The sequence below is a fragment of the Rhodococcus sp. Leaf278 genome, assembly GCF_001426085.1.
Lineage (GTDB): Bacteria > Actinomycetota > Actinomycetes > Mycobacteriales > Mycobacteriaceae > Rhodococcoides.
Window position 1 is genome coordinate 154,255 of record NZ_LMRR01000043.1, and the last position, 26,490, is coordinate 180,744.

Here is a 26,490-nt window from a genome sequence, read left to right on the forward strand (position 1 = left end):
TGAATACGAAGACCGAAGAGCCACCGAGTGAGCTGCACCTCATCGACTTGCGGCACCGTCCACAGCCCGGAGACTCGAAACATGACATCTTTTGTGGCGCTCAGCCGCGAAACAGCCATCGGCGCGGAGGCTCGACTGTCGTGGATACTGTCCGCGCTGGCCGGAATGGTGGGTGCTGTCGCATTTCTGCATTCGGCGGGGTATTTCGTGACGTTCATGACCGGCAACACCGAACGCGCCGTCATCGGCCATTTCGGCAGTCCGGAAGGAAAGCCCGTTGCACCCGGCGCATCGCCGTGGGCCGCACTGGCGTTGATGGGTGCCTTTCTGGCGGGAGTGGTGATCGCGTCGATCTGCCGCCGCCGATACTGGTCAAATCACCCGCACGGAGCAACGGTTGTCACGACCATCGCGCTCGCCGTGGCAGGACTCATCGACATCGGAGTTTCCGGCTGGTCGTCCGACGGCGTAGATTTTTATCCCATTTTGTTGGTTGCGTTCGCCCTCGGCGCGCTGAACACTGCATTCACGAAACGAGAAGAAACCTACATTCCCCTGAGCTACGTCACCGGCACCGTCGTCAAACTGGGCCAAGGGATCGAGAGACACCTACTGGGAGGCGGTACCTACCTCGACTGGCTTTGCTACGCAATGCTTCTCGGCTCCTTCGCAGCCGGAGGTGCAGCCGGGGCTCTGATCGGTGTCGTGATCACCGGACCTCAAGTACTCCTGGTTACCGCAGCCATCAGCCTGCTGGCAACCATCTTCACCTTCACCCACACCGAGCGACGATCCCTGTGGGGATAGGCCCTCTTCCCGTCCGGCGAAAATCTACGGGTCCGCACTCCCGAGACTGTTCTGCTCGAACCGGTTGAACCCGCCCGGACTCGACCGACGTAACACTGGCGCAACGTGAACCGATCGGTTCGGACGTGTGGAGAGGATGCTCGGCTCGATACACATCATTTCTCACTTGGTCCTGATCTCGATGCCACGCGTCAGCGATGCCGTTAGTTGCATCGGATGGAGTTGCGCTCGGCCGTCACGGACCGAGTTCGGTGACGGCGTTGCCGACGAGCGGAGCGTTCTCGCGGGCATAGATTTCGACCAGGCCCGGGGTGGCGTGTCCGGTTTGACGCATGATCGCGTGTGCGTCGGCGAAGTTCCAGATCAGGCCGTCGGTGAGGACGACGTCGGCGTTCTTCCTGGTGTCGTTGTGGAATGGCGCAGAGGGAGTCGTCGACGCCGGCAGCGAGCTCGACTTCAAGATCTACAGCAACCAGAGTTCGGTTGCCCCGGGTGGATTGCGGTCCTGCTCGTGCGCCAGCCGCGCGGTTCTGCGCGACAACGACAACTACGACCACAATGCTCGCGCCGAAGTCAGCGTGAGCATCCAAGGCCAGCAGGGCTTCTGGTACTTCTACGTGCGTAGCCCCGTCGCGCACCGGGACGGCCCGCCCGCCGGCCAGGCGACGATCTACCGGTTCCGGCCGGCGGACCATTTGTCCGGCGACTCACTCGGTGGGGACCACTCGTTCTAGCAATCAGGTGTGGGATGCGACAAGATCGTGGTCGCATCCCACACCTGTGCATGACCTTCGGATGGAGAACTGGTTCAGATGGCCGACTACACGTTGCTCCTCCCTGCGTCCGGACTCGTCGCGCAGTACCGCAGTGACGACGACACGATGCGCGTGGTGCCGGCCGCTGCCGTCGACAGTGACCTGGATTGGGGCTCTACGACCGACCTTTCGACGACCGACCCGGAGTCGTTTCCCTTCGAGCTGAAACAGCAGGTGTGGCCCGGTGACGCACCTGGACCTACCTGGTGGGTTCTGATCACTTCTTTGCCGCCCGCAGTCGGGGTGAAAGCGCATGCCGTCGACGGCGAGGAGCTCGCGGTGCTGAGAATGGGTCCGGTGACGGTCATCGAATGGGTGAGCACCCCGAAGACCATCATCGTCACAGCGGGGTCTCATACCCACAAAATCTCGCCGTTTCGTTCGGGATCTCGCGGCCCAGCCGCGTACTCGTTCGACGAGAAGCCCAAGTCGGAAGACGACAATGGGGTGGATTTCGGAAGACTGGACTGACCGCTACGGGTACCCGGCATGCCGGGGACGCAACGCCTCTCAGACGCACCGTCCCACATCAAGTACGCACTCCATATGTGCCTCTACACAACACTTCTCGCGCATTCGTTCGATAGCGAGTGGAGGGGCAGCCTCTTTCTGGTGGGCGGTAACGTCAGCGTCGACCGCTCACGTTCCCGTCGGCCGATGCGGAGGCCTCTGCTGCCGGGTCGGTGGTCGGTGCCGGCGTCGCCGCCACCTGAGTTCGGCCTTCGCCACGAGCGGAACACGCATAAGCCGTTCGGGTAGTCGACCTCGATACGGTCCAACCCAGAGTGGGCTTTGGAAGTGCCCATCGGCCCACTTCTGCCATGCGTAGCCGTCCGAGTCGGTGAAGCCGACGTTCGCTCTGAGTTTGTCGTTACCGTCGACCGGGTAGGGATCGGGCTCCGCGAGAAGGAGTTCGTCGTAGTTCAGAGTCGCTCCGGGTTCGACGGTGTGTGCGCCAGTGAAAGGCGTTTGACCAGGCTTGACGTACTGACTATCGACCCACAAGGTTACGGCCGTGATAGGTCTGTCCCCGTGGTTTGTGACGCTGCTCTGGGCTCGCACGACGCCTTCGCCCGCGCTCTGGATGTGCGTCGGTGAGACGGTCACAGCTTCGACGTGTCGCTGCATTCTTTCGCGTACTTCTCTCCGCGATTTGCGGACGTTGTGCACTTGAAAGCTGACTGTTGCCACCAGTGAGATGACAGCAACTATCAGGGAACACACTGCAATCTCAGTGGGCGTCATTGGAAACTCCAGTCCGGCTTTGGTGTGCGGCTTTCTCGAAGTGGCGATAGAGGGTGCGTTTGCTGACCCCGAGTGCGTCGGCGATGTCACCGATTGTGTTGCCTTGGTTCCGCATTCGCGTTGCCTCCCGCTTCTTCGTAACCGTGAGTGCAGGTGGGCGGCCGCCGACCTTTCCTCGTTCGCGGGCTGCTGCGAGGCCGGCGTGGGTGCGTTCGCGGAGTAGTTGGCGCTCGAAGCTGGCGAGGGCCCCGAAGATGTGGAAGGTGAGTTCTCCGCCGGCGGTGGTGGTGTCGATCTGTTCGGTGACCGACGCGAACGCCACTCCCCTGGTTTTCAGGTCTGCGATGAGTTCGATGAGATGTGGGAGGTTGCGGCCGAGTCGGTCGAGTCGCCAGACGGCGAGCACGTCGCCGGGCAGAAGGACGTCGAGGAGTTCGGTCAGTGCCGGCCGGGTGGTGGTGGATCCGCTCGCGGTGTCGGTGAAGATGCGTTCGCAGCCGAAGGCGCTCAGGGCGTCGCTCTGTAGGTCGAGGTTCTGTTCGGCGGTTGAGACCCTGGCGTATCCGTATTTGTGGCCCACGATGGTTCACTGTGCCACAACTCATCGGTTTCAATGTTTTGACATGCGCGGGTTTCGCGTACGTTTTTGGCACTACTCAACGGCTGGTCGACGGATCGGCTGATTGTCAGTTTCAGAAGACGACTGCACTAGTTCAGAAGACGACTGCACTTACCCACCACACGGGAGCGCCGGTCATTAGCATTCATCCCGCCGAGCTACGCGTACAACCACCATATAGAACAGCTTCTGTGATCGAAAAGTCCTCGATCTACCAGTGAACATGATTGCCCTCGACACGTCGTGTGTGTTCCCTTGGAGTCTTTGACTTTGACGTAGCTCGTCACCGGTATGTTGAGTGCGCTTGTGCGCCAGACGTTCTATGCGTTCGATTCGAAGTATCCCGATTCACTCTCGACCTACTGCAGTGGGGTTAAATTGGGTGGCGCAGTTCATGTTCGAGTGTGGTCTAGTCGACTGCGTGTCGATGCGGCGTGGCAATGAACCTCGGTTCCGAGCCTGGTGCCCGCTCTGAGTTCGACGACAATGCTGTGTTCGGCGAAATGTTCAGCGTCTTGGTGACGCCGTGTGCCACGTACCCGTGTTGAGAAGATCGCGGTGGTCGGCGGATCGGGAATACCGGGCTTGATACGCGAACACAGGTGTCCAATCCGACCCGTTGCACGGCCGGTGCCGTCGTGGCCGGTGCCGTCGTGGCCGTTAGTCGAGCTCAACAACCGGGTTCGGTTGTTGAGCTGCAGCGCTGGCACATAGACACCTCGGCCTGCTGACCGAGAATCTCGAACGTACATCGGATCTGCTTGGGTCGATCCCTGGTCAGGCTATAGTGGTGTCCGGCGATGGATCTCCGCCGAGACCGCCCCGTAGGGGGTTGTCTGAACCGCCCCAACCCTGGGGCTGATGGCTCCTTTCCCTGAGTGGAAGGAGTCTGTCCATGAACGGCCATCACGACCCGAATCCGACCCTACCGGTCGATCCCGACAGTGCGCCCCCAAGCCCGCTGCATGCGCGAGCGTCCGCGATCGCCGCCGTCGGTGTCGGTGGATTGGTCGGGGCCCCGCTCCGATACCAACTCGGACTGTGGTGTTCCTCTGCCGCGAGTGGCTGGCCGGTGACGACCTTCGCTATCAACATCGTCGGGGCGTTCCTGCTCGGAATGCTGCTGGAGGGATTGGCTCGCCTGGGCCCGGACACAGGGTGGCGGCAGCGGGTCCGGCTGTTGGTGGGCACCGGGATGCTCGGTTCGTTCACTACCTACAGCACACTGGCCGTCGATACCGATCTGTTTCTGCGCAGCCATCAGTGGTGGGCCGCCGGCAGCTACGCGGCCGGCACCGTACTGGTGGGTCTGGTCGCCACCACCGCCGGAATCGCGATCGCCGCGCGACTGCGGACACGGCCCGCGGAGGCAACACAATGACGACACTCTGGATCGCCTGCGCGGGCAGTGCAGGGGCGATCGTCCGTTTTGTGCTCGACGGGGCCATCAGGCACCGCCGGGCGTCGGATTTTCCCTGGGCGACAGCGATCATCAACGTGACCGGATCACTGCTCCTCGGATTCGTCACCGGACTGATCCTTTTCCACGGACTACCCCAGGAACTTCAGCTGATCGTGGGCATCGGTTTCTGCGGCGGGTACACCACCTTCAGCACCGCCAGTTTCGAGACGGTGCGGCTGATCCAACGTCAGAAGTACATCGCTGGCGTGTTGAACGCGGTCGGCACCCTGCTGGTGACTGTCGTCGCCGGCGGTGCCGGTCTCGTCCTGGCTTCCGTATGAGGAGAAAACAATATGAGGAGAAAACAATGACCGAGGACGATCCCAGCCACGCCTCCTGCGACGACCTAGGGGACTGGCGCGCTCCGCTACAGGTGGACGGCCCCGCCGCCTCGGTAGAACCGGTGTGCCACCTGGTCGTGGGGTTCGACCGGCACCCAGCAAGCCACGCTGCCTTGACCTACGCGATGGACCTTGCCGGTCGACTGAACGCGTTCCTGCATGTAGCGCACATCGTCGACACCGATGACCTGCCGATCGACCCGGACAGCGACGACTGGGAACAACGCATCGCCGACGCTGTCGAACAAGAGCGCCGCGAGGCATGCGCGATGCTGGCCGCCATCCCCGGGAACTGGGCGTTCTACTCGAGGCGGGGCAACCCGGCTCGACTGTTGACCACGATCGCCGACGCCAACGACGCCCTGATGATCATCATCGGTACCACCCGCGGCGGGATGATGTCACTGGTGGAGAGGGCCGTCGGCGAATCGGTGTCCGCGACACTCGCCCGCCACGCCCACCGCCCGGTCCTCCTCGTCCCCGCTACCGATAGGCAGCATAGTGACGCAGCCCAAACACGCCGGTGACCCATCCGCCGCACCGGGTTCCCGCCGCGCGCTTCCAGAAAGAAATCCACCGAACCGCCACGACCATCGATGGGGGGCGTGTCGGTTCGTTGTCGCGTTCGGGACGGTCAGCATGCTCGCGGACTTCGTCTACGAAGGTGCCCGCTCGATCACCGGCCCCCTCGCCTCGCGGGGGGCTACCGCCTTCGTCGTCGGGGTGTGGTCACCGCATCCGACGAGGTCGCAGCGCTGATGGTGCGCTCGGTCTCCGGCCCGGTGGCATACACCAAGCCGCCGCTTCTGGGCGTCGACGTTTCCGGTTACGCCCACCCCGTCATCGCCGTGCACTTCCTCTGGATCGCCGGCGCACTGGCGCGTCTGCGTTCTCGTGATCGACGAACGGAGCGGCAAAGCCATCCGTTCCCCAGCCGAAAACCGATCTGCTCTACGACATTCGATTCCCGCGTCGCTCACCGTCGTTCCCGCAATCCAGGTCATCGCAGTGGCCGCCCTACTCGCCACCGGTCGTCGCCGCACCTGGCACCCCACCGTCCATCCCACGCAACCCAACCAAGGAAAGTCACCTATGTTTCCTGCTCGTCCGTGGATTCGGCCGTTTGCCGCCGCTCTGCTCGCATTTGCCGCACTGCTCGCCGCCGGCACTCTCGCCTCCACCACTGCTGTGACAGAGGCGGGTCTGCGGTTCCACGACCGTATCGCCCTTCATCGCGCCGGCTGGGCCACTGCCCTCGCCGAATTTGTCACGGACTGCGCACAACCGGTCGTCGGAATCGTGGTGGCGATCGGTATCGCCGCATGGCTCACGTGGAGAGGCCGACGGGTCGACGCGGCATGGGCCCTGGCAGTGATGGCATCTACCCTCGTCGTGTCGACAATCGCGAAATACAGCATCCGCGAACCCCGTCCCCCGCAACGGTTCTGGCTGATTCCTCCCGACACCGTGTGGTCGTTCCCGTCTGGACATACAGCGGTGGCTGCGGCCATGATCGGGCTTGTGGTCCTGCTCACCGCTCGGGCGCACGTAATTGTCCGGCGGTTGGCCCGCACGACATCAGTGCTGTTCGCGCTCGCCGTCGCTGCCTCCCGGCTGTACCTCGGCGTACATTTCCCGCTCGACGTCGCCGCGAGCATTCTTGCCGCCAGCACTGCGCTCCTCGCACTGTGGACCATGTGGTCGATCCCTCCGGTCCGACACTGGGTCAATGTCCGGCTCGGACCGACCCCTCAGGCAGCCTCACCCGACTGATCGCGGACCCACTCCGACTCCGAGCACTACGTGACGGGAAGGTGAATACAAGTCCGCCGTCGACCGTCCGCGGCTGGTAGCGCAGGTGAGGATCGTTGCCCACAACTCGATACCCTCAGGTTGGTCAGCCGTTGAGAGCGTGCACGCCGACGGGGCCTTCATCTCGCTGAGAGGCGTCAGGTCTAGACGGATGAGCGCCCGGACGTCCGGGCGCGGTCTCGCTGGGAACATGGCCCGACGTTAGCCCCAGCACCTGCGTGGAAGGTCAAGGATTTGACCTTCCACCCGACTCGAAGGTTTATCCTCGTGCGCATGTCCGCTCTGCGCATTTCACAGCTGTCATCGGCGACCGGCGTCCCGGCGACCACGCTACGGTTCTACGAAAGCGAGGGCCTGCTCCCGGCGGACCGTTCGGCGAACGGTTACCGCGTTTACGACGACCGCGCTCGGCAACGCTTGGCGTTCATCACCGCCGCCAAGAGCCTGAACCTGTCGCTGCCGGAGATCAAACTTCTCCTTCGTGTCTGGGAGAAAGACTCCTGCGCAGCAGTCAAAGCCGAACTCGGCCCCGCCATCGAGTCCCACATCGCGCACGCCAACGAATCGATCGCTCAATTGACCGCTCTGCGTGAGAGTTTGACCGACGCGCTGGCCCGGCTCGGGGACACACCCGACGCGCCGACGCCATGCAATCCGGACTGCACCTGGCTGATCTCAGCGAACACCGCGGTGGGCACCGCATGAACATATCGAGCACCACCTCGGTGGTGGCGTGGCTGGAGAAGTTCCAGATCCCGCTCTACCTGCTGGCCCTGCTCATCGGTGGCGGTGTCGGTTTGGGTGCGCCGTCGTCGGCGCATGCGTTCGAGATTGCTATCAATCCGGTACTGATCGTGTTGCTCTACGCTACGTTCCTCGCGGTTCCGTTCTCCGCCATCGGCGCATCGCTGCGCGACGGCACATTCTTGCTCAGCGTCGTAGTACTGAATTTCGTGCTCGTTCCAATCGTCGTATTCGCTCTGACCCGGTTCGTTGCTGCTGATCAGGCGGTACTCGTCGGTGTGCTGTTGGTGTTGTTGGCTCCCTGCATCGACTACGTCATCGTCTTCAGTGGGTTGGCCGGTGCAGCGTCGGAACGGCTCCTCGCGAGCGCGCCGCTGTTGATGTTGTTGCAGATCGCGTTCCTGCCGCTCTACCTGTGGTTGTTCGTCGGGTCCGAGCTGGTGGAGATCATCGACATTGCACCGTTCGTCGAAGCGTTCGTGCTGTTGATCGTTGTTCCTCTGGTGTTGGCGGCCCTGACGCAAGCACTTGCGCGTCGTCGGCGTATCGGCACCCAGATCATGGATGTGATGGCCGCGGCGATGGTGCCGGTCATGATGGCCACTCTTGCCGTCGTCGTGGCGTCGCAGATCGACGCAGTCCGCTCCGAAGGCTCCCAGCTGTTTGCCGCGGTGCCGATCTTCGTCGCGTTCCTGGTCATCATGGCGGTTGTCGGATGGGCGACGGCCAGAGTGACCCGCCTGGACGTCCCGGACGCTCGGGCCTTGATCTTCTCCGGTGCCACCCGAAATTCGTTGGTCGTTCTGCCGCTGGCGCTCGCGCTGCCACCAGCACTGTCTCTTGCTGCCGTGGTCGTGGTGACGCAGACACTGGTGGAGCTGATCGGAATGGTCGCCTACGTCCGACTCATCCCCTGCCTTGTCCCAGCTCACGCTGCGAGAGCACCGGTGAAGTTCGAAACAACTCGCACGAACCAAGGCAATCCTGGGTGACGAGAACTGGATAAAAGCAGGTGGCGTCAGTGAGGGTGAACGAACCACGGGATCCAGTGCCGCGACCCCGTTCCACTTCCCGCGAGCATTGAGCATCGAATGGGGACTTTTCCGGCAAACGCGCCTGTGGGCTCCGCGCCCGCTACGACTGCAGTCTCTACGCTGGCACCGTGCCCCTGCCGACCCATGTGACCGACCTGATCAGCTACGAATTATTGCTGTCCGTCGCCGAGCTGGGAAGCATCGGACGCGCAGGGGAGGCGCATGACATGTCGCAGCCAGCGGCGAGCGCACGCCTGAAAGCACTCGAAAGCCGCATCGGGGTAGCACTCCTGCATCGCGGGCAGCGAGGTGCCACCCTCACCGCAACCGGCGAACTGGTCGCCGGCTGGGCCGAGCGCGTCATCGCCGAAGCCGCCGAGCTCGCCACGAGCATCGCAATGCTGCGCACCGACCGCCACAGCCACATTCGTATCGCCGCAAGCCTCACCATCGCCGAATACCTCATACCGCGATGGCTCATCACACTGCGCTCCCACGACACTTCCATCACACCGACTCTCACCTCCGGAAACTCTGTCGACGTAGCCGCATCGGTGCTCGACGGCCGCGCCGACATCGGATTCGTCGAAAGCCCCGATCTGCCCAGCGGACTCCACTCGAAGGACGTTGCCCGCGACGAACTCGTCGTCGTCGTCGCCCCCGATCATCAATGGGCTCGACGAACGATCACGGCGAGCGAACTGGCCGCGACACCGCTGGTCACCCGCGAACCCGGGTCCGGCACACGTCTCGCGCTCGAACGTGCGCTCCGGACTGCGGGCCCACTCGCCGCGCCACTGCTCGAGGTGTCCTCCACCACTGCCATCAAAGCTGCCGTCATCGGCGGCCTCGCACCGGCCGTACTCAGCTCCCTCGCGGTATCCGCCGAGATCGCCGCCGGAACGCTGGCCCGCGTTCACACAGAGGGGCTCGACCTGCGCCGGTTCCTGCGTGCCGTGTGGCCCGCGGGCCGTGAACTGCGAGGACCGTCGAGCGACCTGCTCGTCGTCGCCCTCAAATCCCCGCAGTCATAACCTGAGGTTGGGACCGGCCAGGTAATCGGTGTCTACCGGTGACGACTGTGTGCGAGGACGCTGGAAGTCATGACCACGACAGCTCTGCACCGCTCCTCCATCACGTCTCGGCGCGGCGACGATACCGAGCGGCCGCGCAAGTGGCCGGTGCTCTCCGACCTCGACCACCCGAGCCAGATCTTCGAACACATCACCCCCAACTGGTTCGCCTCGGTCATGGGCACCGGTATCGTCGCCAACGCCGCCGCCACCCTGCCCGCCCACATCCCCGGACTGCACGTGTTCGCAACGATCGTGTGGATCGCAGCGTCGGTCGCCTTGATCACACTCTCCGGTGCCTTCGCAGTGCACTGGATCCGACACCGGCAGTATGCGCGTGAGCACGCCGCGCATCCGGTGATGGTGCAGTTCTACGGCGCACCCCCCATGGCGCTGCTGACCGTCGGTGCCGGGACGATGCTGCTGGGCAAAGACGTCATCGGAGCGGCGCCCGCAACCGTGATTTTTGCCGTCCTGTGGACCGCTGGCACAGCCCTCGGGCTGATCACCAGCATTCTCGTGCCCTACCTGATGATCACCGCCCACGATCACCAGACCGCCGTCGCACTCCCGGCGTGGTTGATGCCCGTCGTACCGCCGATGGTGTCCGCCTCCACCGGTGCGCTGCTGCTCCCTCATATCGCGGATGGGCAATGGCGCCTGGCCATGCTGTCCGGTTGCTACGCGATGTTCGGGCTGTCACTGATCATCGGAATGCTGACCATGACGCTCATCTACGGACGGCTCGTCCACGGCGGAATCCCGCCGGTCCAGGCAGCACCGACGGTGTGGATCACCCTCGGCATGATCGGTCAATCGATCACCGCCGCGAACCTGCTCGGCAACGATGCACCCTTGGTGTTCACCGGCGAGACCGCCTCCGTCGCAACCGGCCTGCACGTGTTCGGCATTCTGTACGGACTGACGATGGGCGGCTTCGGCGTCTTGATGTTCACCCTCGCAACCGCCCTCACCATCCATGCCGCCCAGAAGGGACTGACATTCTCACTGACCTGGTGGTCGTTCACCTTCCCCATCGGCACCTGCGTCACCGGTGCCACTGCCCTCGGCGGCGCTCTGGGGTCGGCCGCGGTCGAGGCCCTTGCAATCGGACTGTATGCGGCCTTGCTCGCAGCCTGGGGCACAGTCGCCGCCCACACTCTCCGCGGCAGCGTGCAAGGAAAACTTTTTCAACCCAGCTGAACCGACCGCCGGGTAGTACCCACTCGGAACGCTGATACCGAACGAACAGCGTTGATCCAATCGACCACTGACCCCGGAAAGGACTCACGATCACGATGAACACACCGAATGCAGACACACCGACTTCCGATACCCCGAGACGGGGCAGCCGCGGACGCGTCTGGGCACGAGTCACCGAAAATTATCTGACCTGGCTGTTGCTGATGGCGGGAACAGCTGCTGCGGGGGCCTTTCTCACGGCCCTCGCCGGCGGGTTCGAGGGCTGGACCGTCGTCGCAGCGATCGTGACAGTGGTGCTGTTCGCGGGATGTTGGTTCTCATATCGAGACGGTGCACGCCGGGGTGCCGCCGAACCACACATCATCCAGTACCACCCCGACAGCCCGGACGAGGTGATCGACATCGACACCGACACCGGCGAACGCCAGCCCCACCAGGACTGACCGGTCGGAGGCAGCAGCAGCACGATCCGCCCTACCTCAGCACAGTGCGGGGTTCAGGTGCCTTCTCCAGGTGCGTTGCGACCGACAGTGCTGCGTTGATCAACCGCTGGCGAGCAGCCGCCGGTGCGTGTGCGTTGCGAGCCGAGGGGTGCGGTGCCGCTATCACCGGGAGGAGGCGGGTGGGAGCAGATGCAGTGATGACGCGCATGTAGCCATCGAGAGCCTTCGCACCAAGAACGAAAACCACCTCCAGTTTCGGCAGCAAGGCCATAAGCTCGCCGACATATGGGCCCGCCTCACCGAGAACGGATGCCGTCGGCGATACCGGATGACCGGCGTCATCGAGCACTGCCCACGGCACAATATTCCACTTGACGCACTGCACCCGGTCGATACCCGCGTCGGCGAACACCGATTTCAGCACGGGGTTCGTTCGATCTGGATTGTCGAACGAACACATGTTGGTCCCGCCCGGACGTATCGTTTTCGGCCCCGGAGACTCCAACAGCACCAGACAGCGAGCCGCGTCGCCGCCGTCGTCGGGATCGAACAGTGGAATGGACCGTGCAGTGTCGATCCTCCATCGCAACACCGACGCATTGAGTGAGCGGACCGGGGCATCGTGCGCTCGGGCGTGCTTTCCGGACCACACGTCATCATCTGTCATACGCCGCACTCACTGCTGACCCACGCCACACGTACTGCTGGCCATGGGGAAACGCACCGTGAGCCGTAGACGCCAGCTCTCGGTGGCTCGCCTCGACGACCACTGCTGAGCGTTTGACGACTCCGCTGCCTGAACACACCTATGAGATAACCACGACAGGCCGTGTGGTGCCTATTGCACCCGTCTTCTCATCGACTTCGATTCCAGATCAGGTCGGATACCCCCTAGGGTACTTACATACCCCCCTTGGTATATGCCACAGTGGGTACCGAACCGACCGAAAGTATGCACGACTTTTCTGGAATGAGTCCGGAAAACGAGCGACGGACCGATGCGGTGCGGCGAACGCAGAGCCAGCGCGTTCGGACTCGGATGTCGATCCGGGGTACGTCGTCAGCGTCCCGATCTCACTCGACCGCGGTCCAGCCGTTCGGGCGGCCACGCGACCGACACGCTGTCCGAGGCACCGCATCGAAACCTGCCCGTGTCCGTGACGACTCGGTCTCAGCGAGAGGCCCGCGCGATCGTGTTGCCCGCCGGATCGTCGATCACGATCGAGTGGATGTCCTCGACAGAAAGGGACGTTGCGCCGGTCACCGCTGCTGCTCGGCTCGCGGTGACCGACCATTGAGCTGCTTGTTGTCGAGTCCCGTCGTTGCCGACCACTTGCAGAGTGAGGATGCCTGCGCCGGGGAGTTGTTGAACGTCGACGTCGATCGATGTGCCCCAGGCTTTCGTGGTGAGCTCGAGGTCACCTGTGGCCCCGACGGTGCTCGACAGAACGAGCGGGCGGGCACCCGCATCGTTCACCGTTGTCGAATCGTCGGAGCGGGCGAGGGTACTGAGCGGGACGATCGCCGCAGCGACTCCCAGAACGAGGGTCGCCGACACCGCAGTCCACACTCGCCGCCGCCTCTTCTCGGAGGTCCGTTGATGCCTCATCGCGCTCAGCAGGTGGTCGAGTCGCTGGTCTGCACCGGCCGTCGAGTGCACCGGTGAGAGATCTGCTGGCTGCCTGCGACGTCGAAGCACTCCTGCGACGGGTGCCAGGACGTCGATTTCGGTTCGGCAGGCAAGGCAGTCGTCGAGGTGTCGTCGTACCGCTGCTCGGTCGTCGCGCTCGAGTCCGTCGAGTACGTACGCCCCGAGCAGTGGTCGGATCTCGTCGTGCGCTGAGCTCATGGAATCAATCCCAACTCGTCGAAGATCCGGCGTAGGGCACGCACAGCGTAATAGGAGCGGGACTTGACCGTGCCGACCGCGATATCGAGGTGCGCGGCCACTTCGGAGACGGTTCGACCCTCGTAGTAGATGAGCACGATGACTGCTCGATGCTCCTCGGACAACCGACGCAGCGACTCGTCTATGAGCCACCCGTCGAGGACCCCGCCCAATTCGTCGTCGATGCACTCGGCGGCGAGTGCGATCTGATCGTGGACGAGAGTCGGCCTGCTCGTGCTCGCCCGCCACTGATCGGTGAGTACGTTTCGCGCGATGGTCATGAGATAGGACCGCGTCGATGCTGCCGTCACATCGATGCGGTCGATCCCGCGCCACGCGCGCAACATCGTCTCCTGGACGATGTCCTCACACTGCTCGCGGGTCTGGGTGTAGCGGCTGACGAATCGAGTCACTGCGTGCTGGTGCTCGCGGAAGAGCGCCGACATGGCGACTTCGGACGCATCGACGAGCTGGTGGTTGTGCTGTGAGCCGGATTCGACACCGTCCACCTAACTGCCCGAGCCGGAAGCGGCATCGGTGAAACCGGTCGTGGCGGCGGCGACCATGTCGAGAACAGGATTGGTCGGCGAGATCGAATGCCGAGCGGCGAGTACACGGATATCGGGGTGAGCCACGTGAACGATCCCTTCGGCATCCTGCCACGCCACGTATCGGGCGGGGAGGTCGATCCCCATGGTCTGCTGCGCTCCGACCAGCGCAGTCGAGACCGCAGGATTACCGACGTAGGTGACCATGGTGGGCCTCAGAGGTGTCTCGGCAGCGGCGGACGCGAGATCGACGGTTGCGACTGTGGGCTGATTCTTGGCCGCGAACGCTGCCTCGTATCGGGCAATGGACGCTGCAACCGATGCATCACTGGTCTTCTCGACCAGGTATCCCGGCGCTGCGGACACATCGGTGCCCTCTGCGGCGGCCGCCGAGGATCCCGTCGCATCGGACGCGGTCGATGCCGAGCCGGCCCGGAGTCCGTCGAGGGCGTCGGACGAGACCGGGATGCCTGCGAGCGTCGCGATGTACTCGGCGGAGTTGTATGCCAGAAACACCGTTCCGTTGGCGGCCTGCCAGACCAGGTACTTCTGTGGAAGGTCGATCGCGGCCCGTTGGTCCGCGGCGATCAACGGCGACGCCGCTTTCGGATTCCCCCCGATCACCACGGTGGTCGGGCGGATCGTCTCACCTGCTCCCTGTGCCAACTTCTCGAAATCCACAGTGGCTGCCACAGCTCCCGCCGTCTCCAGCGCGCGCTGTACCCGAGAGACCGTGTCACTCACAGAGTAGTTACTGGCGTACACCACCAGTCCGGGTTCGGACGGTGCCACATCGGGTGTCGCAGCCTTCGCGTCCGCCGACGTGGACACCGGAGTGCTCGACACCGCCACCGAACCGGTGGGTTCGGTGGAACCGCACCCGGCGAGGGCGATCACCGCCGCCGACGCGAGCAGCGACGTTGCCATACGGAACCTTGAAGTGCTCATCACGTGTCCTGTCCTCGTGCCCACGCCAGCGGTGGGCTTCACTGTGGTGTACGCACACCGAGCCTGAGGGGTTCACCCGAACCGAAGTTCCCTCCGGCGATTGCTCCCGGAATGTCGGTGCACCGGAGGGCGACACAGTCGAGTTCACGCAAGCGGAGATCTGATCGATCGGTTCACCCCGGTCTCGTCGAGCGTCTCCACGCCACAGAAGCGGCCTGAACGGGTGCAGGGACCATCTTCGCGGCACGAACGGCCGACCTCACGGCGGCACTTCTGCCTCGACGAATTCGAGAAGCCGCTTCAACAGTGAATCCGCACGCTCTTCGACGTCGTCGAGCGTCGAATCGACGCCACCGAGTAGCTGGTGTGCGTCTCGGCGTGCCCGAGTCCCGTGTTCGTAGTAGCCGGGGTCGAGTAGCGAAGCCGAGGCGGGCTTGGGTACGAGATCTGTGCTCGGCTGCCGTGCCTGCACCGAATGGTGTCGGTGCACAGGTGCTCGTCCGTCCAGGTGCGCTCGAACGATGTCGGCGACCGCATGGGCGGTAAGTGCAGTCGCAGTCAGCGGGGTGTGACCCCACCGGTCGATTGCGGTCGACAGCGGCTGTCGACCGGCCGGATCGACGTACCGGTCGAATCCGCTGAGCCCGGTACCGCCCACGGCATCGAGAGCGTCGGCGAGCATTCGAGTGTTCGGGTACCGCGTGTGATGGCCCAGCACCTCCAACCAGCGCTGGAACACCGTCCGCGGCGAGATACCCGTCTCCATCAGTGCGAGAGGAGTGACGGTGCGAACGCCGCGGCCTGTGTCGATACGAAGGGCATCGATCCTCGGATCGGCGGTGACGTCGCAGGGCCGCAGGGCCGCGATCTGGGTGTACGGCAGACCGGTCGAGGCAAAGACCAGGACGAGGGCGTCTCGCCGCGCGAACAGTTCGGACGGCCAACCGGATTCGGGGAGGCGCGCGATGACGCCGCCGATCACGGCTGCCAGCTCGTGCAGGCGCGCCGTACGCGCCACGTCCAGCGCAGCCCGGACGACCTCCGCACGGCCCGGCTGGGGTAACAGGTGCCGGGAATGGGCGGCGTCGATCACCGCGATCCGGCGGCGCTGGGTCGTGGACGCCGCGGGGTGCGCCGAGAGGAACCGAGCAAGTGAATCCGGGGAGGCCGCCAGTGGTGTTTCGTCATGGGCGGTGCACCAGTCCTCGAACAGTGACCACGTGTGCCGATCCCGCTTCGGCACCGCCACGTTCGTGATATCCGCTGGTCGAATCGAACCGGTGCAGTCGTCGTGGTCAGCATCTACCCCGGTCGCCCTATCGGCGTTCACGGGTGAAGTCACACGCCCGGTCATAGACCGAGTTCGGTGACCGCGTTGCCGACCAGAGGGGCGTGCTCGCGGGCATATGTCTCGACCATTGCGGGTGTGGTGTGCCCGGTCTGGCGCATGATCGCATGTGCATCGGCACCGTTACGGAAGGCTTGGGTGACGAATCCTGCCCGCAGGGAATGGCCGCCGAGCTGCATGACAGTCTCGGGGTCGTACCCGGCGTGAGCTGCGCGGCGGCGGATCGCCGCATGGACCGCTGCCCCGGACAACACAGTGTCGGAGAGGTTGCCGTTCTTGCGGACAGACCGGAACAGCGGCGACCGTTTCTCGGCGGTCGGCAGGGTGCCGCGGCAGAGATGGGAGTCGAATTGTGCTGCGCGAGAAAGCAGTCGAATGACGGCGGCTCTGCCCCCGGTGTCGAACGCGGCGACGATCTGCAGCCATCGCACCCACGCGCAGACCGGGCAGGATTCGTGGCAGTCGGTGAACGGAAGCGCTTTCACCGTTCCGATGCCGGTTCCGTCCTGGTCGGTCTTCGATCTTCGGATCCGTACGTGCGCACCGTCGAGACGGTCGCGGCGCACATCGCGGCATTCCAGCGCTACGAGTTCGCTGCGTCGAAATGCGCCGGTGTATCCCATCAGCAGCAGCGCGGTGTCGCGGCGTTCGAGCACCTCCGACGCCCACCCCGCTGTAGTGCGTCGGGCGTGGTCGACGATCGTGGTGATGTCGGAGGTCAGCAGCGGTGCGCGCGGGTTGCGGGGCCGCTCCCCCGCCGACGCGTAGTCCCGCCGGATACCGGCGAGGGTGGCGCGCACCATCTCGTGCCCGCACGGGTTGTCGTGTCCGGTAGCGCGGTGGCGGTCGGCGATCGCCGCAATCCACTTGCCGAACGTCGCGGCCGCGTACGCCCGCGTCCCGTCGACGGTGAGCGTGTCGGCCGCGGCGACGAGGTAGGCCGCCACTGTCGCGGGATGCGCCGGCAACGCGTGGTGCCCGGCGACGGTGCACCAGGTCTCGAAGCGTCGCCACGCCGAGGTGTAGGCCCGGCGGGTACCGGTCGAGCGGGACGCGGCCATGGAACGCTCGATCCGAGCAGCAACCTCGGGCGGTAGGTCTGGAAACACCGCCGCGGCACCCGGCACGACAGCCGGGATCGTGGTCGGGCCGTCTACGAGCTGGCGATCTGTCATGGCTGGACTGTAGCGGGCCCTCCCGACAGACTTCTCAGGCCGAAAGCACGCTGAGCAGGCGTTTCCGCGGAGACGGTGCGGGAAGGAAAATTCTCGTCGGTCACCGCACACATACCGTTGGTGACTATGACCCCGGCGCGAAAACGAGCTCCTCGGCTGTCGCCGCGCGTGCATCGCGGACGACCCCGCTCCATCGGGCGATAGTTATGTCGCCGGATGGTGCAACGGGATCCCGTGGTCGAGGAACAGTTGCACCGTCTCATCGAGCTCCGCCGCGGTGCGGCACCCCCAGCGCAGAAAGTTGTACAACGAACTGGCGGATGCGGGATCGACGCGCGCTGCCGCGATGGCGGCCTCGGCCGCAGCGTGCGCGTCAGCCCATAAATCGCGCTCGGGTGCGGGATAAGACGAGCGCGTCGGAGCGGTCCCAGGATCGACCGGCTCATACGGTCGTGGGCTCAGCAGAGATGCGTGCGCACCGCCGGCATCGATCTCACCGCTCTCGACCATCGCAATGCCGATCGCTGCGGCCTCGAGGACTGTCGCCTGCTCGTCCCAGTGCAGGTCCTCGAACGGAACCCACGCTGTCCGCAACGGGCGAGAACGACCGGCGGCCCTCCAGATCGCAACGAGCCTCGTCGCCCACCGTCCGGTGCGAACCAGTGGCGAGGACACTTCGTCGACGACGGTGCGCAGAAGCCGAAACCAGACTGCGGCATGTACCCGGCCTGGGCCGAGTTCCACCCATCCCGTCGTCAGAGCCTCGGTGCTGCGCCGATCGAGGTCCGTGACCGCTGAGGGAACCGGAACGGGCGAGACCCGTTCGTCCGAACCGAACCGGACCTGATCCCAGAAGATTGCATGACCAGGGAAAGCAGAGCAGGGTTCGAGTCGACAACGGTGGTCGAGGCAGCTGCTCAGCACCGGATATTGCTGCAGCAGAGTCATGTTGATATCAGCAGTGGATTCGAGGCTGTCGAGACATGCCGGGCATGCCCGACTGCGCGGAGCGCTCGCCCACGGCAACCATGCCTCGCTCGTGGGTGTGCGACGTCGTCGATCCTCCCTCGCGAGGTCGGCCGGTAGCAGGATCGAGAATTGGTGGACGTAGGTGTCGAAGTCGCAGTCGGCGGGGTCGGTGCTGTCGAGCAGCCACGGTGTCCACCCCGCCAACGTCATCATCCGCACCCTCTCTACCGGGACTGCGCCGCGTCCGGCCAGCTCGGCGAGTATCGGCTCCGGTGTGTAGCGGTCGAGATCCTCGACAGAACAATCGATTTCGAGGTCTGCAAGCAGGTCAGAAGGCTTGATGTGCGGATACAGCTCGCATATCCGGGCCAACCAGGACGAGAGGGCCTCGCCTGGCAGTGGCGGCGGGTGCAGCGGCCACGGGCGAACGGACGCATCATCGGGCATCGCTGCGAGCCGCGTTCACGCGAGGTGGCGTTCGAGCTGTCGGCGTCGCTCGGTGGGGCCGACGTACGGAGTGCGCGTGAGCACCGATGAGGTGATCGCTTCCTCTCCGCTGTCGACGGCGGTCACTGCTGCGGCTGTGAGCAGCGTTGTCAGTTCACCGATGGTGCCCTCGGAGCGGGTGAGGAGGTAGTCGGTCATCTCCGGTGATGTCAGGTGCGAGGGTGTGCGGAGGGGGAAGCTCGTGGTGAAGCTGGCCAGCAGTGATCTGGTGTCGGCAGTGTTGGTCCAGACCGGCAAAGTCATGGGGTGGAATCGGTTCTCCAGCTGGGGATCGGTCCGGATGGCGAGGTAGGCGTCGCGGGTTCCGACAGCGACGAGAGGAATGCGTAGTTCGTTGCCCATGAACCGCAGCACGTTCAAGAATTCGCGGCGGACGTTGTCGCGGCCGGCGAGAACGTTGTGGAGCTCGTCGATGATCAACATCTTCACGCCGGTGGCGCGGAGCAGCATCAATGCTTGCTGTTCGAGTTCGTGGACCCGATTGCGTGGTCGGGTCGGTGTTCCCAACGCTATGAGCAGTGCGAGGTAGAACCGGCCGGGTGACGGGTCCGGGGGCATCTGCATGCACAACACCGGTATCTGCTCGCGGTCGGACAAGCTGATCGGCGGATGAGTGCGCCGGAACTTTTCGATGATCATCGACTTGCCGTTGTTCGTCGGACCGAGCAACAGTAGGTTCGGCATACGCTGTCGGTCCGGCCACGACAGCAACGACTCCAGATGGTCGATGACCGTACGGGCCTGCGGATACCCGATCCACCTCTCCGACCGGATCAACCGGATCCGCTCCGCGTCGTCGAGTGCGGTGAGCGGTCGAACCGACTCCCGTAGGTGCCCCAAATCCTCGATGGACGACTCGGTGGGTTCGTCGCTGCTTCCTGTCGATGCGGTCATCGCCTCACCATTCCTCGATGTCGCTGAAGACAGGCGTTGCGGTGCCGCCGCCTGCTCGAGGCTCCACCGGCGGGTGGATCGCCGGGATCGGTGCAGACGCGGCACCGTTGAGATGCGTGCGGCGGGCACGGTTGCGCCGGGCTTTGCGGGTGGCTTTCTGCGAGCGGTCGGTGACCTCGCGCATCTGCTCGATCATCGAAAACAGTGCGCTCTCATCAACGTTCGACCGACCTTGTTCGCGGAGACGGGCGATAGCAGCTCTGTGCTCCCACAGTGTCACCGCGGGATGTGACATCGTCCGGTACGGCACCTCGACATAGCCGGCACCGTCTGGTTCGAGGACCCAGATTCTGCTCAAATCGCGTGGGTCACGTCGTATCACGAACCGCCCCAGGTCCTCTCGCCGCGCAACCCACGGTTTGAGCGCGTTCGAGAAGTAGTGCACGTGATCGAGAACGAAGCCCGTGCGCGTCAGACGTCGTTGGATGACGGGAAGAAAGTCCACCAGGAACGCGGTTTCGCCGAGCACCACACGAGGGGCGTGACCAACTGCGGCTACCTCGCCGGCCCACACGGCGGCCGGAGTGTTCCCAATCCCTGTGTGAACGCTCGCGTGATACGAGGCTATGGCCAGGACCAGCCAGCGCTCCAACTCACGCAATGTCAACGCCGCGTGCTTGTCCGAGTCGTAACTTCCTCGGTCCGCTGGGTTCGAGAAGGTGGTCCCAGGCAGCTCGTGCACCGCCGTCATCGCCGTTCCGATGATGCGTTCGACGATCCCGCCGTAGTGCGGTCGGCCCGGAGGACGGTATTCGAGTGTGATGGCGTGCTGGGCGCATCCGCGGCGCAGCGCTTCGCTTTTGAACTCGGAGGCGTTGTCGAGATACAACTGTTTCGGCTTCCCTGCCATCGGCCACTGCACCTGCTCCGCGAGCTCGCATGCCTCCAGCCATGTCTGCTTCTCGCAACACACGCGGCCCAGGCACAACCCGACCGATATCGACGACGGCGGCTCCAGAGTGACGACGAACCCGAGTACGGAACGGCTGAAGACATCGATGGCGATCGTCAGGTAGGGGCGGCCGATCGGTTGCCGCTCGTACTCGTCGACGACCATCAGATCGACGACGGTGTGGTCGATCTGGACCTGATCGAGAATCCCCGAAACCGTCGGTGGACTGTCGCCGGCGGACTGACGTGGGCGGGCGGCATCGGGTCCTCCGCGTGACCTGGCCACCGATGCCGGATGGAGCGCGGCGATACGCGCGGTGACCGTATTTCTGGCCGGCACTGGCATACCCGCGCGGTGGCACGCCAGTGCTATACGTCTGTGCAGCGCAGCGACACTCAGCTTCTGGCGGTGAAGAAAATAGCGGGTGAGATGATCGCCGATCACTTCCTCGACCTCAGCCGTCACTCGGCTGCGGCCACGCCCTCCCGACGAGACCTTCGTCAGAAGATCGGTGACTGTCCCCGTCCCGTTCCTGAGCCTGCCGACCAACGTGTAGACCTGCCGCCTGGACAATCCCAACCGTTGCGCGGCATCGTCGACCGCTTCCGAACGCACCGGATGCATCTCCAGCAAGGGAGCCAGGACAGCGAAACGGGCCTCAGCTTGAGACCACCGCTCCCCCGACGCTGTCAGCACGCCGGTCTCCACGACGTCGAGCTTGTCGGGGTCCATCACAAGCCTCCCTGTCACCGAGAGCCGAGCGTGCGACCGTGCACCGCACTTCTGACATCAGAATGTCAGAAGACACGTGCACTCACCCTCGGAACGCCTGCAACGAGTGCAGCCGTCTTCTGAAATTGACAGAGGTCGTGCTTTGCGCGGCAATGTTAACCCCCCACCCCCCACAGCCCTGGCGCGTCGGGCTACGGGGGCTCCGCCTCTGCCAGCTCCATCACGCCGTCCGGTGCTCAGATGTAACGCCCGACATCGCACGCAGATATGTGATCGGTAGTCCATCGACACAGAAACGGGACGCTTCAATGACGCGCAAGTACACCGGAGCATCGTGGCTCCTTGTCCCTGCCATCGCCGCGCTCGTGCTGACAGGTTGCAGCAGCACCAATGGCGTCCCAACAGCGGAAAGCACCACCAGAACCGAGGTGGCTACCGCGCCGCCGACCGATGCGGCGGTTCCGATTGGAGCAGCACAGGATGTCACCGACGACGACGTGACGACTCGCATCACCGTCCAAACTCTCACCCCCGCAATAGGATCGGAGTACGGCCTCCCCGCCGCCGGTGAACTGCAGCAGATCACAGTCACATTGGAAGGCATCCGAGGGACCACAAACGTCAATCCCCTCTATTTCACCGCCAGGGCGGCCGACGGCACCTCCTACGACGCAGCCCTCGGGACCGTCGACGGGCAACTATCGACAGCAACCGTCACATCGGGCGACCTCCTCAAAGGAGTCGTCGCCTTCGACGTCACCGGACCGCCGATTGCATCCATTCGCTACAACGGTGCCCTCGGAGACGAGTTGGCGAAGTGGGTCGGACAGTCAGCAGCATCCGCGCCATCGGCAGCCCCCTCGTCAGCGACCGCACCTACGCCGTCGACCGGATCGGCGAGAGGCGACCTCGGCCTTGCCTCCACCATGTCAGTCCCGTCGTGTGACGGCACAGGAATCGTCGTGCTGTATTCAGCCACCAATCCCAACAGCTACGCGGAAGAGGTCGCCGCGCAACTCCTCGTCAACCCAGGCTCGCAGTACCTGCGCACCGACAATTCCTGCGCGTCGCTTCGACAAGCCACAACCGACGGGAATCCTATCTATGCCGTCTACCGCGTCGCCGGCACTACCGAACCCGAGGTGTGCGCCGCGGTGAAAGCATCCAGCGGCGACTCGTACGGAAAATGGCTCGACTCCACCACAGACCCGAGCTACATCATCCCGTGCTGAACCCGAACCCTCCTCGCAGATGCATGCACCGCGTCAACAGGGGCCGGACCAAGCGAAACCCGAGCCAGCCCCACCTGTCTCAGCCCACAGTTTCTAAATCGGCACCGACACCTATTGACTCCGCAGCAACTCGTCAGCGAACTCGCCGAGTCAAGTGGCTTCATCCACCCTGGTCCATTCGCCCATCCGGCACCGACACCCGACCGTCAATGGGTCCACATGGACCCGACGATTCTCTGTTTCTGGGCCTGTAGGAAACGACCAGTGACACCCTCGCGGCACGCACACGAAAAAGACGGCTTCGGATCTCTCCGAAACCGCCTCTGACCTGTAACTATCTGTCGGGCTGACAGGAATTGAACCTGCGACCCCTTGACCCCCAGCTGGATCGACTAGATTTCGGTGGACGTACCCGGACCCATCGCCCTACCTCTGACCAGGCCTCTTCATCCACGCCGATTCACGCTGATCCATTCCAGTTGCACCGAGTAGTGACACGCTCGCGGCACGCTCGAAGACCGTTTCCGCACCTGTTTCAGGACATATGCGAAGTCGTCCTACTGGAAAGTAATACAACAGCCGACCCTCGAACGGTACGGCGCAATCCGTGGAGACAACACAAGACTCAGCGTGTTCGACCGCATGCACGACGCATTCCGGACAGTTAGGCGACGCCGACGATTGGCATAGCGTCAGTACGTGCCCCAACATGTCACGCATATCGGGCCCTCTCAGAAACTTCCAGTTCGATTGCCGACGACCGAGTCGCCAAGGACCCCCGTCACATCAGGGCTACACCTGAGCCTGACCCGGGCGTGTATTGATTGCTAGCGCTTATCAATCAACCGGATTCAGGTCTTTGTCAGCAATGGATAGAAGACACTAATGTGGTCAGCGTCACTCCATCACACACAGAGAGGCTTGGTCATAGTACTTCCGCACCGCATCAATGCCGTGGTCGTGGCCGAAACGCGCATTTCCGGGCAAGCTGCCACGGGGCTGCGCAGCAGGCCCAGCGGCCCAGCACCCGTCGGACGTTTCTGCACTGTGAGGCGACCCTGAAAATCGAGGAGTGGCGAGACGAACGCTGGCGGGACGAGCTCGGCGCGGCATTCGCTGGGCTGGTGCCCGAGGGTGTCGAAGACCGTCCGTTGGCTGGACGGATCACGGGCAGAACCGTCGGTGCGCTGGGCACATTCGAGGTCGGTGGTTCGCCGCAGACAGTCCGACGGACCCGCTCTGCGGTGCGTAGACGCCCGACCGATGCAGTGAAAATCTGTGTACAGCTGCAGGGTCGGGCTGTGGTGCGCCAAGGCGATAACGAATTAGCCATCAGTCCTGGACAGTTCGGAATCTACGACACCCGGAGAGCCTACGATCTTCGACTCGAGGGCGACTGGCGTTGTGCCGTCATGGTTTTCCCTCCCGACGCGCTGCGGTTACCTCATAAGCTGATCCATGCCGCGATGCAGCGCCCTCATGACGTCGGTGCCGGGCCCGGCGCGGTACTCGAATACTTCGTACAAGCGGCGCTGAGACAGACGGTCGACGACTCGGTGGATCCCGGCTCGGCTTTGCGATTCGCCGATGCTGGACTCAGCCTCATCGGCAGCGCCCTCACCGCCGATGCGCACATCGACGTGTCGGAACCGGGAGAGCAGGCGCGAAAACTTGCCGTACTCACCTACATCGGGCAGCACCTTCTCGACCCAGGTCTGTGCCACCACTCCGTTGCGGCGGCGCTGACGATGTCCTCGCGCAGCCTCGACAGGCTCTTCATCGGCGAAAAATCGACGGTCACAACAACTATTCGTGATATGAGGCTCGACGGTGCCCGACGAGATCTCCTCGCGTCCCGGGCAGCGAGGTCCACTGTCGGCGCAGTCGCCGGGCGTTGGTGCTTCTCCGATGCGGCGCACTTCAGCCGGCTGTACAAGAGCAAATTCGGTATCAGTCCATCGGCGGAACGCGTAGCACGCGGCTGATCGTCGCTGTGCGAACGAAGTTGTCCGGCAGGGGACCCACCGAAACTCGGCGTGAATTGGCAAGAATTGCGGCGGAAATCGTCAACCGCGACGCCTCCCCGCTCCGCACACTGGGGACCTACCGGTGTGGTGCCGGTCACTGGTGAGAGGATTGACCGAGATGGACCATGCATTCGACTACGTGATTGTCGGTGGCGGATCCGCCGGCTGCGTACTGGCGTCACGACTCAGCGAGAACCCTGATGTCACAGTTTTGCTACTGGAGAGTGGTGGTCGCGACGATCACCCGGACCTCGCAGTACCGCCCGCCTGGCCGTCGCTCTGGGGTAGCAACGTCGACTACGCGTACGACACAGTTCCGCAGAAAGCGGCAGGCGGAGGTGTCCACAATTGGCCGAGAGGTCACACCCTCGGCGGAAGCAGTTCGATCAATGCGATGGTCCACTTGCGAGGACACCGCAACGACTTCGACGCGTGGGCGGACGTCGCCGGCGAGTCGTGGTCCTACGACGCGGTGTTGCCGTATTTCATGAAGTCCGAGACTGTCATAAATGGAGACCCGAAGGTCCGCGGCGACAAGGGGCCGTTGCGTCCAGCTCCGTCGGCCTCACCCAATCCGGTGTCGCAATCATTTCTCGATGGGGCCGCCGAGGCCGGGCATCCGATCACAGGCGACTTCAACGGCACCGAGCAGGAAGGTGCTGGGTGGCACGATCTGGCGATCTCCGACGGTGCCCGCCTCAGCGTAGCGTCGGCCTATCTCGCTCCTGTCGAGGCACATCGACCCAACCTGACCGTGTCGACCGGATCACGGGCGCAGTCCCTGGTGGTCGACGACGGTCGTTGCGTCGCCGTGAACTACCGCCGTGCTGGGGAGCCGATGACGGCGTCGGCTCGACACGACATCATTCTGAGCGCAGGCGCGGTGGATTCACCGCGGTTGCTGCTGCTGTCGGGGATCGGACCGGCCGAGGAATTGCAACAACTCGGCATTCCCGTCGTCCACGATCTACCGGGTGTAGGACGAAACTTGCACGACCATCCGCTGTGCAGCGTCGTTTACGAAGCAGCGCAACCGATTCCACCCGCGTCCACCAACCATGCCGAGGTGTCGATGCTCTGGCGTAGCGATGACGAGCTCAACGGTCCGGACATGCAGTTGATGTTCATTCACGTGCCGTTCCACCAGCCGACCCTGGTCGCGCCGGAGAACAGCATCACGTTCGGAGTCACCACCGTGCCCGACATTCGCGGCAGCGTTCGGCTGGCGACAGCGAATCCGGACGATCTGCCACTGATCGATCCGGCGTATCTCACCGCAACGTCGGATGTGGACCGACTGGTCGGCGCTATCGAGGTGGCCCGCACCATCGCTGCGACCGACGCCTTCGCGGAATGGGGGCTGACGGAGGTGCTTCCCGGTGCCGAGGTCGATTCGGACGCAGCACTGCGAGATTACGTCGCCCGAGGCACGGGAACCTATTACCACCCGGTGGGTACCTGCGCGATGGGAACCGGTCCCGATTCCGTTGTCGGTCCGGATCTTCGGGTACACGGCATAGACGGCCTGCGGGTAGTCGACGCGTCCGTCATCCCGAGAGTCGTGTGTGTCAACACCAATGCGGCAACGGTCATGGTTGCCGAGAAGGCTGCGGATCTGATCGGTTGATCTACAGAGCAATTCGGTACAAGAATCTTCTGAAGAAAGAGAACG

Annotated in this window: 25 protein-coding genes; 15 read left to right on the forward strand and 10 right to left on the reverse strand. The window is 63.9% G+C overall.

Annotated elements, in window-relative coordinates:
• The first annotated feature begins 81 nt into the window (after positions 1-81).
• From ASG84_RS23855 to ASG84_RS23865, 3 genes are all read left to right on the forward strand, one after another.
• Positions 82-807, forward strand: coding sequence for a YoaK family protein (locus ASG84_RS23855; protein WP_048320416.1), 726 nt, complete (start codon positions 82-84; stop codon positions 805-807).
• 332 nt (positions 808-1,139) lie between these two features.
• Positions 1,140-1,541, forward strand: a complete 402-nt coding sequence (locus ASG84_RS27855; RefSeq protein WP_057479449.1) for a hypothetical protein — start codon at positions 1,140-1,142, stop codon at positions 1,539-1,541.
• 78 nt (positions 1,542-1,619) lie between these two features.
• Positions 1,620-2,093: a hypothetical protein gene (locus ASG84_RS23865; protein WP_032382580.1), complete on the forward strand. Its 474-nt coding sequence runs from the start codon at positions 1,620-1,622 to the stop codon at positions 2,091-2,093.
• A 760-nt stretch (positions 2,094-2,853) separates the two neighbouring features.
• Here ASG84_RS23865 and ASG84_RS23875 read toward each other — a convergent pair.
• Positions 2,854-3,447, reverse strand: a complete 594-nt coding sequence (locus ASG84_RS23875) for a recombinase family protein (protein WP_057479451.1) — start codon at positions 3,445-3,447, stop codon at positions 2,854-2,856.
• Positions 3,448-4,381: 934 nt separating this feature from the next.
• Here ASG84_RS23875 and ASG84_RS23885 point away from each other — a divergent pair.
• The 9 genes from ASG84_RS23885 to ASG84_RS23925 all read left to right on the forward strand — a co-directional run bounded on the left by ASG84_RS23885 (position 4,382) and on the right by ASG84_RS23925 (position 11,598).
• Positions 4,382-4,867 carry a fluoride efflux transporter FluC gene (locus ASG84_RS23885; protein WP_027494245.1) on the forward strand — a complete coding sequence of 162 codons (486 nt, stop codon included), beginning with the start codon at positions 4,382-4,384 and terminating at the stop codon, positions 4,865-4,867.
• Complete coding sequence (crcB, locus tag ASG84_RS23890; protein WP_027494244.1) at positions 4,864-5,229, forward strand: fluoride efflux transporter CrcB; 366 nt, start codon at positions 4,864-4,866, stop codon at positions 5,227-5,229. The genes ASG84_RS23885 and crcB overlap by 4 nt, the downstream gene beginning before the upstream one ends.
• A gap of 26 nt (positions 5,230-5,255) precedes the next feature.
• Positions 5,256-5,816, forward strand: coding sequence for a universal stress protein (locus ASG84_RS23895; protein WP_027494243.1), 561 nt, complete (start codon positions 5,256-5,258; stop codon positions 5,814-5,816).
• Between the two features lie 367 nt (positions 5,817-6,183).
• Positions 6,184-7,062: a phosphatase PAP2 family protein gene (locus ASG84_RS23900; protein ID WP_051364869.1), complete on the forward strand. Its 879-nt coding sequence runs from the start codon at positions 6,184-6,186 to the stop codon at positions 7,060-7,062.
• Positions 7,063-7,374: 312 nt separating this feature from the next.
• A complete protein-coding gene (locus ASG84_RS23905) occupies positions 7,375-7,806 on the forward strand; it encodes a MerR family transcriptional regulator (protein WP_027494242.1) in 432 nt (143 codons plus the stop codon).
• Positions 7,803-8,837 (forward strand): arsenic resistance protein, encoded by a 1,035-nt coding sequence (locus ASG84_RS23910; RefSeq protein ID WP_051364866.1) that lies wholly within the window; start codon positions 7,803-7,805, stop codon positions 8,835-8,837. The genes ASG84_RS23905 and ASG84_RS23910 overlap by 4 nt, the downstream gene beginning before the upstream one ends.
• Positions 8,838-9,007: 170 nt before the next feature.
• Entirely contained in the window at positions 9,008-9,913 is a 906-nt protein-coding gene (locus tag ASG84_RS23915; RefSeq protein WP_230074817.1) for a LysR family transcriptional regulator, read from the forward strand.
• Positions 9,914-9,982: 69 nt separating this feature from the next.
• The gene (locus tag ASG84_RS23920) at positions 9,983-11,155 is read left to right on the forward strand and encodes a TDT family transporter (RefSeq protein ID WP_080729195.1); all 1,173 of its coding nucleotides are present in this window, start codon (positions 9,983-9,985) and stop codon (positions 11,153-11,155) included.
• A 95-nt stretch (positions 11,156-11,250) separates the two neighbouring features.
• Complete coding sequence (locus tag ASG84_RS23925; RefSeq protein WP_051364864.1) at positions 11,251-11,598, forward strand: hypothetical protein; 348 nt, start codon at positions 11,251-11,253, stop codon at positions 11,596-11,598.
• 31 nt (positions 11,599-11,629) lie between these two features.
• On the opposite strand, the gene ASG84_RS23930 is transcribed toward ASG84_RS23925, so the two are convergent.
• The 9 genes from ASG84_RS23930 to ASG84_RS23970 form a co-directional block, all read right to left on the reverse strand.
• Entirely contained in the window at positions 11,630-12,265 is a 636-nt protein-coding gene (locus ASG84_RS23930) for a uracil-DNA glycosylase (RefSeq protein ID WP_051364861.1), read from the reverse strand.
• A gap of 504 nt (positions 12,266-12,769) precedes the next feature.
• Positions 12,770-13,447, reverse strand: coding sequence for a zf-HC2 domain-containing protein (locus ASG84_RS23935; protein ID WP_027494239.1), 678 nt, complete (start codon positions 13,445-13,447; stop codon positions 12,770-12,772).
• Complete coding sequence (locus ASG84_RS23940) at positions 13,444-13,995, reverse strand: sigma-70 family RNA polymerase sigma factor (protein ID WP_027494238.1); 552 nt, start codon at positions 13,993-13,995, stop codon at positions 13,444-13,446. The genes ASG84_RS23935 and ASG84_RS23940 overlap by 4 nt, the downstream gene beginning before the upstream one ends.
• Positions 13,996-14,982: a DUF302 domain-containing protein gene (locus ASG84_RS23945; RefSeq protein WP_080729192.1), complete on the reverse strand. Its 987-nt coding sequence runs from the start codon at positions 14,980-14,982 to the stop codon at positions 13,996-13,998.
• A gap of 259 nt (positions 14,983-15,241) precedes the next feature.
• On the reverse strand, positions 15,242-16,231 hold the full coding sequence (locus ASG84_RS23950) for a hypothetical protein (RefSeq protein ID WP_052059180.1): 990 nt from the start codon (positions 16,229-16,231) through the stop codon (positions 15,242-15,244).
• Positions 16,232-16,332: 101 nt separating this feature from the next.
• Complete coding sequence (locus ASG84_RS23955) at positions 16,333-17,505, reverse strand: site-specific integrase (protein WP_027494235.1); 1,173 nt, start codon at positions 17,503-17,505, stop codon at positions 16,333-16,335.
• A 204-nt stretch (positions 17,506-17,709) separates the two neighbouring features.
• A complete protein-coding gene (locus ASG84_RS23960; protein ID WP_057479452.1) occupies positions 17,710-18,921 on the reverse strand; it encodes a TniQ family protein in 1,212 nt (403 codons plus the stop codon).
• Between the two features lie 15 nt (positions 18,922-18,936).
• A complete protein-coding gene (locus ASG84_RS23965) occupies positions 18,937-19,875 on the reverse strand; it encodes a TniB family NTP-binding protein (protein ID WP_057479453.1) in 939 nt (312 codons plus the stop codon).
• 4 nt (positions 19,876-19,879) lie between these two features.
• Positions 19,880-21,559: a Mu transposase C-terminal domain-containing protein gene (locus tag ASG84_RS23970; protein ID WP_057479454.1), complete on the reverse strand. Its 1,680-nt coding sequence runs from the start codon at positions 21,557-21,559 to the stop codon at positions 19,880-19,882.
• Between the two features lie 308 nt (positions 21,560-21,867).
• Between ASG84_RS23970 and ASG84_RS23975 the strand changes: the two genes are divergently transcribed.
• The 3 genes from ASG84_RS23975 (at position 21,868) to ASG84_RS23985 (ending at position 26,445) form a co-directional block, all read left to right on the forward strand.
• Positions 21,868-22,791: a DUF1942 domain-containing protein gene (locus ASG84_RS23975; protein ID WP_057479455.1), complete on the forward strand. Its 924-nt coding sequence runs from the start codon at positions 21,868-21,870 to the stop codon at positions 22,789-22,791.
• Positions 22,792-23,678: 887 nt separating this feature from the next.
• The gene (locus ASG84_RS23980) at positions 23,679-24,776 is read left to right on the forward strand and encodes a helix-turn-helix domain-containing protein (RefSeq protein ID WP_268793506.1); all 1,098 of its coding nucleotides are present in this window, start codon (positions 23,679-23,681) and stop codon (positions 24,774-24,776) included.
• Positions 24,777-24,918: 142 nt separating this feature from the next.
• Complete coding sequence (locus ASG84_RS23985; RefSeq protein ID WP_235581817.1) at positions 24,919-26,445, forward strand: GMC family oxidoreductase; 1,527 nt, start codon at positions 24,919-24,921, stop codon at positions 26,443-26,445.
• The last annotated feature ends 45 nt before the right edge of the window (positions 26,446-26,490 follow it).

Coding starts and splice junctions, on each gene's coding strand:
- ASG84_RS23855 (WP_048320416.1), top strand. CDS start 82: ATGACATCTTTTGTGGCGCTCAGCCGCGAAACAGCCATCGGCGCGGAG.
- ASG84_RS27855 (WP_057479449.1), top strand. CDS start 1,140: ATGATCGCGTGTGCGTCGGCGAAGTTCCAGATCAGGCCGTCGGTGAGG.
- ASG84_RS23865 (WP_032382580.1), top strand. CDS start 1,620: ATGGCCGACTACACGTTGCTCCTCCCTGCGTCCGGACTCGTCGCGCAG.
- ASG84_RS23885 (WP_027494245.1), top strand. CDS start 4,382: ATGAACGGCCATCACGACCCGAATCCGACCCTACCGGTCGATCCCGAC.
- crcB (WP_027494244.1), top strand. CDS start 4,864: ATGACGACACTCTGGATCGCCTGCGCGGGCAGTGCAGGGGCGATCGTC.
- ASG84_RS23895 (WP_027494243.1), top strand. CDS start 5,256: ATGACCGAGGACGATCCCAGCCACGCCTCCTGCGACGACCTAGGGGAC.
- ASG84_RS23905 (WP_027494242.1), top strand. CDS start 7,375: ATGTCCGCTCTGCGCATTTCACAGCTGTCATCGGCGACCGGCGTCCCG.
- ASG84_RS23910 (WP_051364866.1), top strand. CDS start 7,803: ATGAACATATCGAGCACCACCTCGGTGGTGGCGTGGCTGGAGAAGTTC.
- ASG84_RS23920 (WP_080729195.1), top strand. CDS start 9,983: ATGACCACGACAGCTCTGCACCGCTCCTCCATCACGTCTCGGCGCGGC.
- ASG84_RS23925 (WP_051364864.1), top strand. CDS start 11,251: ATGAACACACCGAATGCAGACACACCGACTTCCGATACCCCGAGACGG.
- ASG84_RS23930 (WP_051364861.1), bottom strand. CDS start 12,265: ATGACAGATGATGACGTGTGGTCCGGAAAGCACGCCCGAGCGCACGAT.
- ASG84_RS23935 (WP_027494239.1), bottom strand. CDS start 13,447: ATGAGCTCAGCGCACGACGAGATCCGACCACTGCTCGGGGCGTACGTA.
- ASG84_RS23945 (WP_080729192.1), bottom strand. CDS start 14,982: ATGAGCACTTCAAGGTTCCGTATGGCAACGTCGCTGCTCGCGTCGGCG.
- ASG84_RS23955 (WP_027494235.1), bottom strand. CDS start 17,505: ATGACAGATCGCCAGCTCGTAGACGGCCCGACCACGATCCCGGCTGTC.
- ASG84_RS23960 (WP_057479452.1), bottom strand. CDS start 18,921: ATGCCCGATGATGCGTCCGTTCGCCCGTGGCCGCTGCACCCGCCGCCA.
- ASG84_RS23965 (WP_057479453.1), bottom strand. CDS start 19,875: ATGACCGCATCGACAGGAAGCAGCGACGAACCCACCGAGTCGTCCATC.
- ASG84_RS23970 (WP_057479454.1), bottom strand. CDS start 21,559: ATGGACCCCGACAAGCTCGACGTCGTGGAGACCGGCGTGCTGACAGCG.
- ASG84_RS23975 (WP_057479455.1), top strand. CDS start 21,868: ATGACGCGCAAGTACACCGGAGCATCGTGGCTCCTTGTCCCTGCCATC.